This is a genomic window from Virgibacillus sp. Bac330 (genome assembly GCF_003667845.1).
Lineage (GTDB): Bacteria > Bacillota > Bacilli > Bacillales > Amphibacillaceae > Virgibacillus > Virgibacillus chiguensis.
This window is the reverse complement of sequence record NZ_CP033048.1, coordinates 537,007-552,237: the sequence shown is the minus strand read 5'-3', so window position 1 is coordinate 552,237 and position 15,231 is coordinate 537,007. Positions and strand designations below refer to the sequence as shown.

Below are 15,231 nucleotides of genomic sequence, written 5' to 3'. Positions count from 1 at the left end.
CCTTCCATTTCTGATATATGTTATTACTGACTATTGCCTAATCCCGAGATGTAAACCCTTTCAATAAATAGATTCCATTTTCACATGCATAAATAATCCTGTAAATATCTTTCTTCGTATATGGTGACTATTCCAATACGAACCATGGCAATTGTTATCTAACTATTTCGCATCTACTAATCCCATATTTTTGGCGATAATTAGTTTCATAATTTCATTAGAACCTGCATAAATAGATGACACAGCTACATCACGATATCTTCTTGCAATTTCAAACTCTTCCATATAACCATATCCACCATGTAATTGCATACAAATTGCTGCTACTTTCTTAGCTAAGTCTGTCGTCCACCACTTTGCCATGGACACCTCTGACACAATTTGCTCCCCAGCCATATGTTGTTCAATTAAACGGTCAACAAACACATTGCCAATTTGCCACTCCGTATAAAGCTCAGCAAGTTGAAATTGTGTATGTTGAAATTCACTAATTCGCTTTCCAAATGCTTTTCGTTGTTTGACATATTCAGATGTGATCGTAATCATTTCTTTTATAGCTGCAACACTTTGCATGCTTACTAATAACCGCTCCTGCTGCAACTTTTCCATTAAATAATAAAATCCTTTACCTTCTTCTCCTAGTAAATTCCCAGCTGGTACACGAGCATCTTCAAAAATTAATTCACATGTATCATTTGCGTGCTGTCCCATCTTTTTTAGCTTTTTCCCTTTTCGAAATCCTGGAGTATTAGCTTCTACAACGAGCAGGCTTATTCCTTTATAAGCAGGCTGGGCATGTGGGTTCGTTTTGCAAACGACGACCACTAAATCTGCCGAAGAACCATTTGTTATAAATGTTTTCTCTCCATTTACAATATAAGCATCTCCATCTTTTTTTGCCGTTGTTTGAATTGCTGCCAAATCAGATCCTGCCCCAGGCTCCGTCATCGCAATAGCAGAAATAATCTCTCCTTGTATCGCTTTAGGTAACCACCGTTTTTTTTGTTCTTCTGAACCATACGTATCTATATAAGGCATTACAATATCATTATGTAAGCCCAATCCTACCATTGCTGTGCCAATCCGTTCAAATTCTTCATTTAAAACAACCGAATACCTAAAGTCTGCTTCGAAACCACCATAGGCTTCTTTAGCCCAAGAACAAAGATAACCTTGTTCCCCTGCTCTTTTCCAAAATGACCTTGGTATTTGCTGATTCACTTCCCAATCAGCGAAATATGGAGCTGCTTCTTGTTCCAAAAATTTTCGTAATGAACTACGGAAAATCGCATGTTCTTCTTTTAAAAAATGTCTTTTCAAGCAAAATCCTCCCCTAATACCATTTGAGAAAAACCTAATCTAGCTTCTACTACAACTATATGTGCAATGTAGTTTTTTATAAACTTCCACTTTTCTTAATAGATAGTAGCTATCGAATGCAAATTGGCAGTTTCTTCTACGACTACGCCTACATTTTAATACTTTATATTGTATAAAGATTTCGATTTATTATTTGGGCTGCATACGTATGGCACCGTCTAATCGAATCGTCTCTCCATTCAACATAGGATTTTCAATAATACTTTTTGCTAACTGTGCATATTCTTCAGGATAACCTAGCCTAGATGGAAACGGTGTCATTTCCCCTAACGCTTTTTTTGCTTTTTCAGGTAAGGAAGCAAATAACGGGGTTTCAAATAATCCAGGTGCGATCGTCATAACACGTATACCTATAGATGATAGGTCTCTAGCGATTGGTAACGTCATTCCTGTTATCCCACCTTTGGAAGCACTATAAGCCGCTTGACCAATTTGACCATCGAACGCTGCTACTGAAGCAGTATTAATAATAACTCCTCGCTCTCCATTTTCATTAACAGTATTAGCGGACATTTTTTGCGCAACAAGCCGAATGACATTAAACGTTCCAAGCAGATTTACTTCAATAACTTTTTTAAAGGTTTCTAAATCATGCACCCCTTTTTTTCCTAGTGTTCTTTCTGCGGCGCCTATTCCCGCACAGTTAATAAGCATATCCACTTTTCCAAATTGATTGATTGTATTCTCTAATGCATCCTGTACACTTCGCTCATCAGTTACATTAACGTGATAATAATCTACTGCACTTCCGAGCTCTTTGGCTAGTAATGCACCATTCTTCTTTGCCAGATCAAAAATGACGGCTTTTCCACCACCCTCTACAATTTTTCTTACTGTAGCTTCACCAAGGCCAGATGCACCACCAGTAACAACAGCAACCCCTTTTGCTATTTCCATTTAATCTCCTCCAACATGTATTTTAAATTTGCTTCTTAACAAGTAATTACTCTCCTCAAGTACCATGGAAATTCCATATTCACATGTCACCATACACAACTTTTTTTAGAAAAACTCGGCTAATTATTTTATAGCAGAAGGACACCATTGTTTTTATTGAGAGATAAGAAAATATAAAAATTTGCTCCTATGGAATGACCAAATAACCGAATGAGCCACGCCCGGCTCCAGCGCCCAGCAACTAGGTGACTTCACTTCATTGCCCTAAGCGAAGTCATCATCGGTTCGCACTAAATCGGAAAACCGACTAAAGACGGGCTTGCCGGGAGGGCGCTGGCATACTCCTTTTGCAGGAGCATGATTCCTAAAACTATCGTTGATTCGTTCCACTCGCTACGTTGCTAACCGGGCGCCCTCGAGCCTTTGTTCCTATAAACATAAAAATTTTATGATTCCTATCGTGTGAAAAACGTGGCTTATCGTCTATTCTCTTTCGTTAGCAAGGACCTCCTGTCACTTATTCGGTGACAACATTCGCAATAAATAGATAGCAATATCTTCTGCAATCTCTGTCCTACTTTTTTTGCCATTCTCAGCATACCATTGCGTTACCCAGTTCATCGAACCTAAAATTATATTTCGCACCACTTTTACATCTGTAACATGAAAGGTGCCTTCATCTATTCCCTCTATAATCATCTGATCAAAAATTCCGGCATACGTATCTCGAAGTTTAAAAATAACATCTAATTGTTTCGTATTAAATATTTGTTCTGGTTTTAACATCAATTCAAACCCAGAGCGCTCCTCCAATATATATTCAATATGAGAAATAATCGATTGATTCAGCTTTTTATCGATAGGAATTTGTTTTTGTTGAATTTGTTGTACTTTCCACAAACTCCGCTCCAATAGCATAATTTGACTGTGATACAGTAATTCCTGTTTATCTTTAAAATAGTAATAAACAGTTCCTTTTGTCATTAACAGCTTAGCAGCAATTTCTTCCATCGTAATTCCATTGTATCCTTTTTCCGATAGGACACGGATGGCCATACGAATGATTTCCTCTTTTTTTTCTGCTACTTTTTTCTCTCTCAAGGACATACCATTTCACTTCCTTCCTCACCTTATTCATTATTCTAATTATTCTTTATTTAACTGTCAAGTTAATTTTCTAAAATTTAAAACTATATAACTATCTTACATTTATTATCTAATAATACTACGTTAAAAACTTGTTTTATATGGGGGTAAATAACACATTTTATACACTTATTTTTATATTTTCTGCTCACTCATTTAACCATTCGTCTTTCACTTATAATGGATAGTTGTTTAGTGAGAGCAAACATGGTTTCCCTTATAAATTTCATTTACCATTCTGTTTGTAAAAGTGGTATAATCATACTAATTTCAGTATAAGGATACACAACGATAAGGTGGTTACACATGAATATTAATCTAGCTGACAAAATGAAGCATTTTCAAACATCTATTTTTAATGAACTTTCTAGCTATAAAAAGAAAAAGATTAGCGAAGGGGTCAACATGATTGACTTGAGTGTAGGGAGCCCTGACCTTCCACCAGCATCATTCTTGATTGACGAACTAACAAAGCAAGTGCAAAATCCCGAACAATACGGATATACGCTTACAGGTACGGATGAACTACATGAAGCAATAGCAACCTATTATGGCGAACAATACCACGTGCCGCTTTTGCCGACACGAGAGGCTTTTATGGTCATGGGTTCCCAAGATGGTCTGGTACACTTGCCAATGGTATTAACAAATCCAGGAGACACCATTCTTCTTCCTGATCCAGGATATACAGCATATCATACAGGTGTAGCTTTAGCTGAAGCTGAACCATACCTCATGCCACTAAAAGCTGAAAATCATTTTCTTCCAGACCTTCATGCTATTCCAGAAGAAATTTTGCAAAAGTCGAAACTGATGATCCTTAATTTTCCGGGGAATCCTGTACCAGCTACGGCTACAAAAACTTTTTTTGAAAAAGTAGTGGCTGTTGCTAAAAAATATAACATTGCTATTCTACATGACTTTGCCTATTCAGAGCTTTACTATGACGAAAAACCAGTTAGTTTTCTTTCGGTTGAGGGTGCTAAAGAAGTTGGCGTAGAATTTAATTCATTCTCTAAAAGTTTCAATTTAGCTGGGTGCAGAATTGGCTATATAGTAGGGAATGAACAAATAGTAGACGGGCTAAAACGTTTGAAATCTAATTTAGATTTTGGTGTTTTTTTACCAATACAAAAAACAGCAATTTGCGCACTGAAACATGCATCTTCCTTCACACAAAAATTACGCAACGTCTATAAAGCACGTAGAGATCTGTTAGTCACTGGTTTTCATAATGCTGGATGGAAGGTTGCTTCACCGAAAGCATCCATGTTTATTTGGGCTAAAGTTCCGAAAAATTACACATCGACTGCATTCGCTTATAAACTAATGGATGAAGCAGGAATTGTTGTCGTGCCTGGGAATGCTTTTGGTCCTTCAGGAGAAGGGTATGTACGTATTGGCTTAGTACAACCAGAAGAAGTGCTAAACGAAGCAGTGCAAAGATTACAAAAAAGTGCCTTATTTACTCCTGTCAATATGGGATAGAAATTTACACTACTGGCTTCTATATAAGTTGCGACTGACGTAAAAAATTTATACTTTACGAACCTACTCCACTTCATATATGATTAAAATATACTGTGAGAAAATTTCATCATTTAAAACTATTAAAATCTTTGGGTAGAGGTGGGAATGTTGTTAAGGACCTTATCAATCATTTTAATTGTATGCGGAATAGCCACCCTAGGCTATGGCGGGTTTCAACTTTATCAATCAAAAGCAATGGAAAGTGAGCGGATGGAAGAAGCAGAGTCATTTGTTTCCAATAAAGTGATTTCTGATGTAGAAGATGTAGAAAAATTTAATTATGAAGCGTTCAAACAAGGAGATACAGTCGGAGTACTTTACATTCCAAAGCTTGACCGAGAGTTGCCAATCATTGAAGGTGTAGATGAAGACGATCTCGCGCAAGGTGTTGGTCATTATACTGGTACAGGGTTTCCCGGAGAAAATAAACAAATATTGCTATCAGGGCATCGTGATACGGTGTTTAGAAATTTCGACCAATTACAAGATGGAGATGAATTCCATGTAAAAATGGAACAGGGTACCTTTATTTATACCATGCAGGATCATAAAATTGTCGCTGCAGATGATACAACGGTTATAGATCCTGACAGAAAAAACGAAGTACTAACGATATCTACATGCTATCCTTTTTCCTACATCGGGGACGCGCCGGACCGTTATGTTATTTACGCTTACCCAACGAAATAGTTGCTTGTACAAGTTAATAAGTTACTTGCTTTGTTATTGGCAAATCATTCGGCAAAATACGGGCTGTACAGCAGCTTACATCTAGATTTATTTATTCTTAACAACGTTGCTTTAAAAGATAAAAACTCACTGCTTCTCATTGGATGCAGTGAGTTTTATTTCTCGTTTTATTTTCCCCAAGTTTCATAATCTAAATGCTTATATTTATCCAATAGACGTGTAGGCATCTTCAATGCGTCTTTTCTAAACGGGGGAGCTAGCTGTGTACCATCAACCATAATGTTTAATACAGCTGGCTTTCTTTGTTGAAGTACATCATGTACAACTTCAGCAATAGCTTCTGGTTGCTCTATTGTGTACCCCAATGCGCCCATTGATTTCGCTACTTCTGTAAAATCAGGCGCTTCAATATCAGACCCAATAAAGCGGTTATCATAGTAATCGACTTGATTTTTCTTCTCCGCTGCCCAAGACTTGTTATTGAATACGCAAGCAATAACTGGAATATTTTGTTCTACAGCCGTACTCACCTCATGCAAACTCATCCCCCATGCTCCATCGCCAATAATTGCAACTACTGGAGCGCTTGGTTCAGCCAATTGTGCACCTAAAGCTGCAGGATAAGCAAATCCAGTGTTTCCAAACGTTAAAGCAGCAATATGTCGCCGTGTTTGAGTAAATTTCAAATACGCATTAGCCGTAGATGAAACATTACCAATATCTGTGGATATAATCGTATTCTCTGGTAAAGCTTTCGTCAGTTCAAGTAAAGCCCGACGCGGATTAATCGGCTCCCCTTCTACCATAGCAAGGTCAATCAGTTCTTCTTCCCAATCTTGTTTTCGTTTACTAACTGCTGTCAACCGCCCGTCTTTTCTTTTAGGTATAGACTTCTGTAATTGTTCATAAATCGCTTCTGCAGAAGATTTCGCATCGCCAATAATTCCAATTTCAACAGGATGTGTTCTAGCAATATTTCTCGGGTTAATATCAACTTGAATAATTTTAGCCTGTTTAGGAAAATAATCAATATCATAGCAAGGCAAAGTTCCAAAAACAGACAGCCGTGTACCAATTGCTAAAACAACATCTGCTTCTTGTAATGTATACATCGCTGCTTTTGATCCCATATAACCAATAGGACCAACTGCTAATGGATGATTGGCAGGAAAAGCATCATTATGCATATACGAAACGGCAACTGGGATTGTTAAATGCTCAGCAATTTTACTTACTACATCAACGCCATCCGCATCTACTACACCTCGCCCAGATAGGATGACTGGATTTTCAGCTTGCTGTAATAACGCGACAGCATCACTTATTGCTGCAGGGTCACCATTTCCTCGTTTATCAACGCGATATTGCCGTGGAGAAAGAATTTGATCTTCTAGTTCACCGTAAAATAAGTCACGTGGGATATCATACAAAACCGGCCCTCGTTCCGCATACGCAATTCGAAACGCTGTCCGCAAACAATCCGCTACCCTACTTTTATGAGTAACCCTAACCGTCTCTTTGGTAATCGATTGAAAAATGGATACTTGATCAGCTTCTTGAAAACCGTCCCATCCTATTGTCGGTGTCCCAGCTGACGGGGAAATAACAACCATAGGTGTGTGGGCTTGGTTTGCTGCTGCAACTGATGTAACCATATTTGTAATTCCCGGTCCATTTTGCCCAATGACTACACCGGCGACTCCTGACACGCGTGTATAAGCATCCGCCATATGAGCTGCGCTTTGTTCATGCCGTACTGGTAAAAATCGAATACCTGCAGTTGGAAATAAATCTAACATATCCATAAAAGCTGATCCGACAATACCAAACACTTCTTTGACGTTTTCTGCAATTAACGTTTCAACAATCGCCTCACTAGGCGTCATTTTCATTTTATTACCTACTTGTTTATTTTCCGCATACTGTTGTTTTACCATAATCAATGCCTCCCTTTACTTCTATCCATATCATTTTTAGAAAAATGTCAACTATCTCCAAATTCCCATCTCAAAAATTTACATTCTTCCCTTTCGTCCATAGAAAACTGCAAAACCTTGTTTCTTTCAAGCTCTGTTTCGGTCATACTGTTGCTGTTTACAAATATTAGAGAACGCAATAATTATGCAGGATTGAAAATTCGTATTATTCAACCTGATCCTCATCAAATCACACCTAATCGATTTGCACTAATGTTGCTCTCTAGTGCTAGAGTCATCTTTTGCAATTCATCCATAAACAATTCTGTAGTTGAAGATAAAATTTGTCCTTTTCGAAACACCAAATAAAAATGTCGGTTAAATGTAATATTCCTTATACTATAGGACGTCAGTAAGCCTAATTGTTTTTCTTTCATAATTGCGGTTTTCGAAACAAAAGAAGCACCTAATCCTGATTCTACTACCGCTTTAACTGCTTCTGTACTGCCCACTTCCATTACAATATTCAAATCATGAAAAGAAACTCCCGCCCGCTCCAAATGTTGTTCCACAACTTCACGCGTGCCAGAACCACTTTCACGTATGATTAAAGGAATGTTTTTTATTTGATCTAACGATATTTGCTTTTCGGGAAAAGGAAAATAATCGACTTTTGTTACTAAACAGAGTTCATCTTCTAATATGGGATGCATCACGATTTGCTTATCATGAATTGAAGTCTCAATTAATCCTACATGTACGACCTGATCCTTTATATGATGAATAATGGATGCTGAATTAGAAATTTTTGCTTGCATATGAATAAGTGGATACTTCTCTTTGAAACGCTTTAAAAAATGCGGTAAAATGTATTCTCCAATTGTTAAGCTACACCCTATTTTTAAATCCCCATATATTTTTTCTTCTATTTTTAAAATTTCTTTTCGAGCCAAACTGCTTAGCTGAACAATATCTTTAGCATACTTTAACAAAATTTCCCCCGATTGGGTTAACTTAACTGTTTTCGTCGTTCTTTCAAATAACTTAGTTTGTAATTCTTCTTCGAGAGCTTTTATCTGTGAGGTAATCGTCGGTTGCGTAACAAATAACTTCTTCGCAGCTTCTGAAAAACTGTTTTTCTCAGCAACTGCAATAAACGTTTGTAATCGCTCATAATTCACGTTACGCCATCCCCCCATTTCATCTACTCTTAGGTTCTATAATGGAATACTTTCAGAAATATTACTACCAAAGAGATGATTAAAAACATCTGTTACCGTCTCCACTAGAAACATCAAATCTTCTTCCGTACTTGTTAATGGTGGAGCAATGATGATGACATTATTTTGGCCAGGTACCGTATCGCCATTTCGTCCAATAATTAAGCCTCTTTGCTTGCAGTTTTGCAATATTCCCACCATTTTTTCATCTGCTAGCGGTTCTTTGGTTGCTTTATCCTCGACCATTTCCAAGCCTACCAAGAAACCAATCTGCCTCACTTCACCAACATGGTCATACTTTGTTAGTCGCTGTAACGCATTTAAATGACTTTTAGCAAGATCGTGTACACGTTGCACTACATTTTCCCGTTCAATAATTTCAATATTTTTCAGCGCTACTGCACACGCTGCAGGGTGTCCGCCATATGTGGATACATGTCGAAAATGGTTATCTTTGCCAACGCTTTTAAATGATTGATAGATTTTATCTTTTACAGCAGTTGCACCTAATGGTAAATAACCACTTGTTAATCCTTTTGCCATTGTTACGATATCAGGTTGTACCCCATTTGCATGCATAAACCCAAACATTTCTCCCGTTCTGCCAAAACCAGAAACGACTTCATCCATGATGAGTAAGACATTATATTGATTGCAAATATATTGAACTCGTTCAATATACTCCATAGAAGGAATGAGAACTCCACCACCAGAAATAAACGGTTCCATGATAAATGCGGCTACTGTTTCTTCTCCTTCCCAACGAATGGTATCCTCTACCAATTGCGCAGCTTTTAAATCAGACTCTTCTTTTGTACCATTAAAAATCGACCGATAAGCATATGGTGGATAGACGTGTAAAAACCCTGGAACAGCCGGATCATATTTTACACGTCTATTTGCTTGTGCAGTAGCACTTAATGCACCTAAAGTGTTCCCATGATAACTCCGATAACGGGAGATGATTTTATATTTTTCCGAATTCCCTGTCTGTTTGTGATACTGTCTCGCAATCTTAAAAGCGGTTTCATTCGCTTCCGAACCACTATTTGAAAAAAAGCATTGGTAGTTTCCGCCTAATAAATCACTTAGCTTCGTAGCTAACTGCAATGCAGGTTGGTGACTCATCGTTAATGGAACATAGGTTAATTTCCCCATTTGTGCTGCACATGCTTCAATAATTTCTTGCCTTCCATGCCCTAGATTTAAACACCATAAACCCGAAACACCATCTAAATAGCAATTACCAGCCTCATCTGTAAACCAACCGCCCTCTCCTTTAACTGCAACCAACTGCTTCACTTGCGGGTCATGCCGATGCATGGCATGCCATAAGTGTGAGGGCTTCTCTTCTGTAACAGAACGTATTTCCATTTCCTCTTTCATTCCTAAATCCCCCTTTGTAAAAATTATTCAGATATATATTCTGATAAAGCAATAGATAACGGTAAATCAAAAGCGGCCACAATCTTCTCATGTGTTATAAAACTGTATTCACACCATTCGCTAAGGATGCATGTAATTGACTCAATTTACTACATCCTCGATGAGCTATTAACACGCCATACAGGTTGCTACATCAATAATTGCGAAGGACATCCGTACCAGTTGAATCATTGTGATCACACATATTATATACAAATAACGATCTACATTTCAATCTATTATTAAAATTCAGATATTAGTAATTAAAATACTATTTATAAGCATTTTTTATGAATGATTTAAAAATTTTTATAAAAAACGACCAATCTAATTAACTATAGTAAGCCGACTTCAGCAAGTCTTTACTTCCCTCTCTACACGCCATGAAGTACCCGCTTATTATATGTGTGCAACACAAGTTAACCAAATTTTCGAGACAACTTTATTTTAAACGCATATAAATCACTTCTATAAAAGGCTTCTTCAAATTCTATGATCTCCCCTGCTCCATTTTTTATAATTCTTTCGGCAATGAGTACGTGTTTTTCTCTTTCTATATAAAGATAAGGTCGATCTTCTTCATAAATATGACCGCTTGATATTGTTTGATCCGCCTCCGCAAATGTAATCCCTAATTTATTTTCCAGCAAATCATATAGGGTTGCATTATTAAGATCATATTGCAGCAGTTTTTCACCAATCCATATAGGATAATAGTGACGCTCCACTCCAATAGGGATCTGATCTGCGTAACGTATTCTTTTTATAAAATATGCTTCTCTTAATCCGGTTTGCTCTTGAATATAACTTGGCGTTGTTGTTTTATAATTTGTGATTAGTTGCGCGCCAGGCTCCATCCCCATATTTTGAATTGTTTCTGTTGTACTACGCAAATTTCCAAGCCAGTCGTGAATTGGTTTTAAAGAAACAAATGTCCCTTTTCCATGCCTTTTTTCTACAATTCCTTCTCGTACTAATAGCGTGATAGCTTCTCTTACTGTACTCCTACTTACATTATATGTATGCATGAATTGACGTTCACTTGGTATTTGACCTTGCAATTCGCCATTTTCTACTTGCTTTTCAATTATTTTCTTCAATTGTACATGTAAAGGCACTGAATTCGTATAATCGAGCACGCAGTTTCCCCCTCGAATTTATTTATTTTATCATAACATAATCTCAGAAAATCTTGGCTTATACGATAGCCGCGAAGCCCAACTTCCTATAGGGCAAAATAGAGGTTTATTTATTGCCTTTAGCTTATAACTAATTTTTCCTCCATGCCAAAGGAAGAGTTTATTACTTCTATTTTATTTAAAAAATAGATATTAGATTTTATTAACAGAGTAAAAAGTATTGAAAATTAATACTGTCATCTATTAGAGGTGTGTTATGATAAGAAATATGTACGTACCATGCTAGAATGGGGGCTTATATTTGCATGAAAAATTTAAAGTCGCTGTATACCAAATCATTATACGTATTTCCTTATTTATTACAAGTTGTATTAAATGTATCCCTGATTATTCTCGCTATTGTTTTATCTATCTTACTTGTAAAGGAGCTTATTTTATTCGGAACAATTTTACTTGAAGGTGATACGACAGACTACCAACTGTTTCTTGCCAATGTATTATTATTTTTCCTATATTTTGAGTTTGTCGCTATGATTGTAAAATATTTTAAGGAAAACTATCATTTTCCTTTACGCTATTTTTTATATATTGGTATAACAGCAATGATTCGTTTGATCATTGTTGAACATGATAACGCACTAGATACATTATTTTATGCACTCGTTATCTTAATTTTAATTATTGGTTATTTTATTATGAATTTAACCCCTCGTGAACGACCTGAAAGCAAGTGGTTTTTTCAGAATAAGAGGTGAATGGTGAATGTAGCATCCTTATAACCTTTTGAATAAAGACAATAGAACAAAGGCTCGAGGCGCCCGGTTAGCAACGTTGCGACTGGAACGAATCAATGAAAGTTTTAGGAATCATGCTCCTGCAACAGGAGTAAGTCGACGCCCTCCGGCAAGCCCGCCTTTAGTCGGCCTTTCTATTTAGAACGAACCGATGATGACTTAGCTTAAGGCAATGAAGTGAAGTCGCCTAGTTGCTGGGCGCTTGCGCCGACGTGGCTAAATAACTTAGTTTATCGACAGCTGCAAAAACTTATAATTTCCAATAATTTGCTAGACCATAAAAAAGGATTGGCAAGATGACTGCCAATCCTTTACTTAATTTTTGTCCTTATCATCATGTTTTAACGCCAATTTAGTTGCATAATATACGACAATTCCTATTACAAGAAGGTTTATTATCCATCCTAGTATTCCAAATCCTGCAAAATGAAGGCCATAGCCACTCATCATTACTGCTCACCTCTTATCTATTCATTGTTTCTATCAAATCCATTTCCACCGCGATGCCGTCTTTCAAAGTCTCCTTTTCCATGACAAAAGTTATACATTGCTTCATAATCCTCATCGGAGAAGTTTGGATGCATTTCTTCCATATACGGTCTCCTATCATTATAAAATTCTTGATTCTCTTCATTGGCATCAGCGAATGTATACGTTGCTGCACCACCTAAAATAACTGCTCCTGTTATAGCACCAATCATTAATTTTTTCATTATGTCCAACTCCTTTCTTTCATTATCTATATCATATCGCACGCATTTGTAGTTCTTATGGAGAACTTATGGGGAAGTTGTGAAGATGTGAATTCTACTGTGTTAGCATGATACTATAGAAACTACAATGAAGTAAGTAATGTCTTATACAGCTTTAGTGAGATGAAAGCAGCATCCACTTTCGAGAATACAAGATATGCAAAACAAGAGGGGGAAAAATAATGACACGCATATTAATTGTCGATGATGAAGAAATGATTCGCGAAGTTTTGCAAGCTTATTTTGAGAAAGAAGGTTGGAATATTTTATTTGCCGCCAATGGATTAGAAGCGCTAAAACAAATAAAAGAAGGGAACCCAGATATTGTGCTTCTTGATTTAATGCTCCCCGATATTTCTGGAGAAGAAGTGTGCAGATTAACTAGAAAAGATAGTGATATGCCAATTATCATGCTTACTGCTAAGTCAGCAGAAGATGATATTATAAATGGAATTGTCATCGGTGCAGATGATTATGTTACCAAGCCTTTTAGCCCAAGAGAGGTTGTTGTGCGAGCTAAAGCTTTACTGCGCCGAATTTCTAAGACGGAAAAAAATGACCAACTCCGTTTTAACAACGGGCAACTAATTATTGACCATTTAAAAAAGGAAGTAAAAGTCAATAATGAAGTTGTCGCACTTACACCGAATGAATATAAGCTATTAATCACAATGTCTAGTTATCCTGGAAGGGTATATAGCAGAGGGGATTTGCTCGTAAAAATTCAAGAAGAGGATGATCTTTTTTTTGAAGGATATGAGCGAAGTATTGATACACACATAAAAAATTTACGAAAAAAAATCGAACAGGATTCTAGACATCCTGATTATATATTAACGGTTTTTGGAATGGGATATAAGTTTGGGGGCAAACCAGATGAAGCTAACACTTCGCACTAAAATTTTTATTTATTTATTACTTGTTTCCTTATGCGGTGTTTTTTTAACGAGTTTTTCCATATTTTTCGGGGTAGAAAATCAATTTTCTAGCTATTTACAAATAAGTAGAGAAGAAAAAACGTCATTTGTAGAGGAAGAGATCATTCGAACGTATCAGCAAACCGGAAGCTTAGTAAGTGAACAAGCAAACAGCATACTTCATGACCAAGCAATGACAGAGGATTTGTTTTATACTATTTATGATCAGGCTGGTAATGCAGTTGCAGACTCAACAAGAATGCAGCACATGATGAGGGGCATGGGCATGCACCAACAAGCAGAAACAGTTGATTACGAAACAAGTTCTCACCCTATTGAAGTAGACGGAGAAAAGATTGGCACGATGGAAGTGGTGTATCCAGTAGAACTCGTTGGTGAGGACTTTACTTTCTTGAAATCAATTCAAAAAAACATACTAATTGCGGTAATCGCTATTATATTGTTATCGATTTTATTTAGTTTTTTGTTTTCTAGAAGGTTAAGTGCTGGTTTTACGCGATTATCAACAGCAATACAGCAATTAAAAAAACATAAACGAGTAGATGTGCCTGTAAAAGATTTAAGTGTTGAAATGAAACAACTTGGGGAATCATTTAATGAATTAGCTAATTCCTTGGCGAAAGAGGAACAATTAAGAAAGCAATTTACCGCTGATTTTGCACATGAACTTAGAACACCACTAACAACATTACGGAGTCAATTGGAAGCTTATCAAGACGGTATTTGGGAACCAACTCCTGAACGATTGCAAAAAAGCCACCATGAACTTATGCGCTTAGTGCGACTCGTCAATGAATTGGAAACGTTAATTGCAGTGGAGAACCCACAAAAGAAACTGAACATGTCTACTTTAGATGCAAGGGAACTTCTTCGTTTTATGGATAGTCAATTTCAGGCGGCTTTTCATAAAAAAGGGGTTGTATTAAGGAGCTACTTTCCAAACAAAGAAATCCATTTTCGTGCAGATGAAGACCGAGTTACACAAATTTTAACAAACCTTATGAACAATGCATTGCAGTATACTCCAACAGGAAAGACAGTGAAAATTTTCACAGAAGAGAAGGAAGATTACATCTGTTTTATGATTATGGATGAGGGAATAGGTATTAAAAAGGAAGATATTCCATTTTTGTTTGAACGCTTTTATCGTGGAGATAAGTCAAGGGCCACCAAGACTGGCGGTATAGGAATCGGGCTTTCCATTGTGAAAGCACTTGTAGACGCTCATCACGGAACCATAGATTTTAATAGTGAAGTTGGGGAAGGTACAACCGTGACCGTTTGCTTTCCGAAAAAAGGGAAACATTAAATTCGCAACCCTAATAACGTTTGGCACACTTACAACGAGGTCATGTTCGTTTTGTATCGTATAAAGAAAAATGAAACAATTCGTGCTGTTTTTAC

The 15,231-nt window shown here is 36.9% G+C and carries 13 protein-coding genes; 5 read left to right on the top strand and 8 right to left on the bottom strand.

Annotated elements, in window-relative coordinates:
- Positions 1-162: 162 nt before the first annotated feature.
- The 3 genes from D9780_RS02460 to D9780_RS02450 form a co-directional block, all read right to left on the bottom strand.
- A complete protein-coding gene (locus tag D9780_RS02460; RefSeq protein WP_121639168.1) occupies positions 163-1,320 on the bottom strand; it encodes an acyl-CoA dehydrogenase family protein in 1,158 nt (385 codons plus the stop codon).
- A gap of 189 nt (positions 1,321-1,509) precedes the next feature.
- Positions 1,510-2,277: a 3-hydroxyacyl-CoA dehydrogenase gene (locus tag D9780_RS02455; protein WP_121639167.1), complete on the bottom strand. Its 768-nt coding sequence runs from the start codon at positions 2,275-2,277 to the stop codon at positions 1,510-1,512.
- A 513-nt stretch (positions 2,278-2,790) separates the two neighbouring features.
- Complete coding sequence (locus D9780_RS02450) at positions 2,791-3,384, bottom strand: TetR/AcrR family transcriptional regulator (RefSeq protein ID WP_073013294.1); 594 nt, start codon at positions 3,382-3,384, stop codon at positions 2,791-2,793.
- Positions 3,385-3,729: 345 nt separating this feature from the next.
- On the opposite strand from D9780_RS02450, the gene D9780_RS02445 reads away from it, so the two are divergent.
- Together D9780_RS02445 and D9780_RS02440 are read left to right on the top strand one after the other, a co-directional pair.
- Positions 3,730-4,911 carry an LL-diaminopimelate aminotransferase gene (locus tag D9780_RS02445; RefSeq protein WP_121639166.1) on the top strand — a complete coding sequence of 394 codons (1,182 nt, stop codon included), beginning with the start codon at positions 3,730-3,732 and terminating at the stop codon, positions 4,909-4,911.
- Positions 4,912-5,058: 147 nt separating this feature from the next.
- Positions 5,059-5,643, top strand: a complete 585-nt coding sequence (locus D9780_RS02440) for a class D sortase (protein WP_073013291.1) — start codon at positions 5,059-5,061, stop codon at positions 5,641-5,643.
- Positions 5,644-5,810: 167 nt separating this feature from the next.
- Here D9780_RS02440 and xsc read toward each other — a convergent pair whose 3' ends face one another.
- The 4 genes from xsc to D9780_RS02420 form a co-directional block, all read right to left on the bottom strand.
- Positions 5,811-7,580, bottom strand: a complete 1,770-nt coding sequence (gene xsc, locus D9780_RS02435) for a sulfoacetaldehyde acetyltransferase (RefSeq protein ID WP_205601113.1) — start codon at positions 7,578-7,580, stop codon at positions 5,811-5,813.
- Between the two features lie 224 nt (positions 7,581-7,804).
- Entirely contained in the window at positions 7,805-8,740 is a 936-nt protein-coding gene (locus D9780_RS02430) for a selenium metabolism-associated LysR family transcriptional regulator (protein ID WP_121639164.1), read from the bottom strand.
- A gap of 36 nt (positions 8,741-8,776) precedes the next feature.
- Positions 8,777-10,165, bottom strand: coding sequence for an aminotransferase (locus D9780_RS02425; RefSeq protein ID WP_121639163.1), 1,389 nt, complete (start codon positions 10,163-10,165; stop codon positions 8,777-8,779).
- Positions 10,166-10,623: 458 nt separating this feature from the next.
- Complete coding sequence (locus tag D9780_RS02420; protein WP_121639162.1) at positions 10,624-11,343, bottom strand: GntR family transcriptional regulator; 720 nt, start codon at positions 11,341-11,343, stop codon at positions 10,624-10,626.
- Positions 11,344-11,648: 305 nt separating this feature from the next.
- Here D9780_RS02420 and psiE point away from each other — a divergent pair, with 305 nt between their 5' ends.
- Positions 11,649-12,098 carry a phosphate-starvation-inducible protein PsiE gene (gene psiE, locus D9780_RS02415; RefSeq protein ID WP_121639161.1) on the top strand — a complete coding sequence of 150 codons (450 nt, stop codon included), beginning with the start codon at positions 11,649-11,651 and terminating at the stop codon, positions 12,096-12,098.
- 506 nt (positions 12,099-12,604) lie between these two features.
- On the opposite strand, the gene D9780_RS02410 is transcribed toward psiE, so the two are convergent.
- Positions 12,605-12,850 carry a hypothetical protein gene (locus tag D9780_RS02410; RefSeq protein ID WP_116278266.1) on the bottom strand — a complete coding sequence of 82 codons (246 nt, stop codon included), beginning with the start codon at positions 12,848-12,850 and terminating at the stop codon, positions 12,605-12,607.
- 221 nt (positions 12,851-13,071) lie between these two features.
- On the opposite strand from D9780_RS02410, the gene D9780_RS02405 reads away from it, so the two are divergent.
- Both D9780_RS02405 and D9780_RS02400 read left to right on the top strand, forming a co-directional pair.
- Positions 13,072-13,788: a response regulator transcription factor gene (locus D9780_RS02405; protein WP_121639160.1), complete on the top strand. Its 717-nt coding sequence runs from the start codon at positions 13,072-13,074 to the stop codon at positions 13,786-13,788.
- Positions 13,766-15,136 carry a sensor histidine kinase gene (locus D9780_RS02400; protein ID WP_121639159.1) on the top strand — a complete coding sequence of 457 codons (1,371 nt, stop codon included), beginning with the start codon at positions 13,766-13,768 and terminating at the stop codon, positions 15,134-15,136. The genes D9780_RS02405 and D9780_RS02400 overlap by 23 nt, the downstream gene beginning before the upstream one ends.
- Positions 15,137-15,231: the final 95 nt, after the last annotated feature.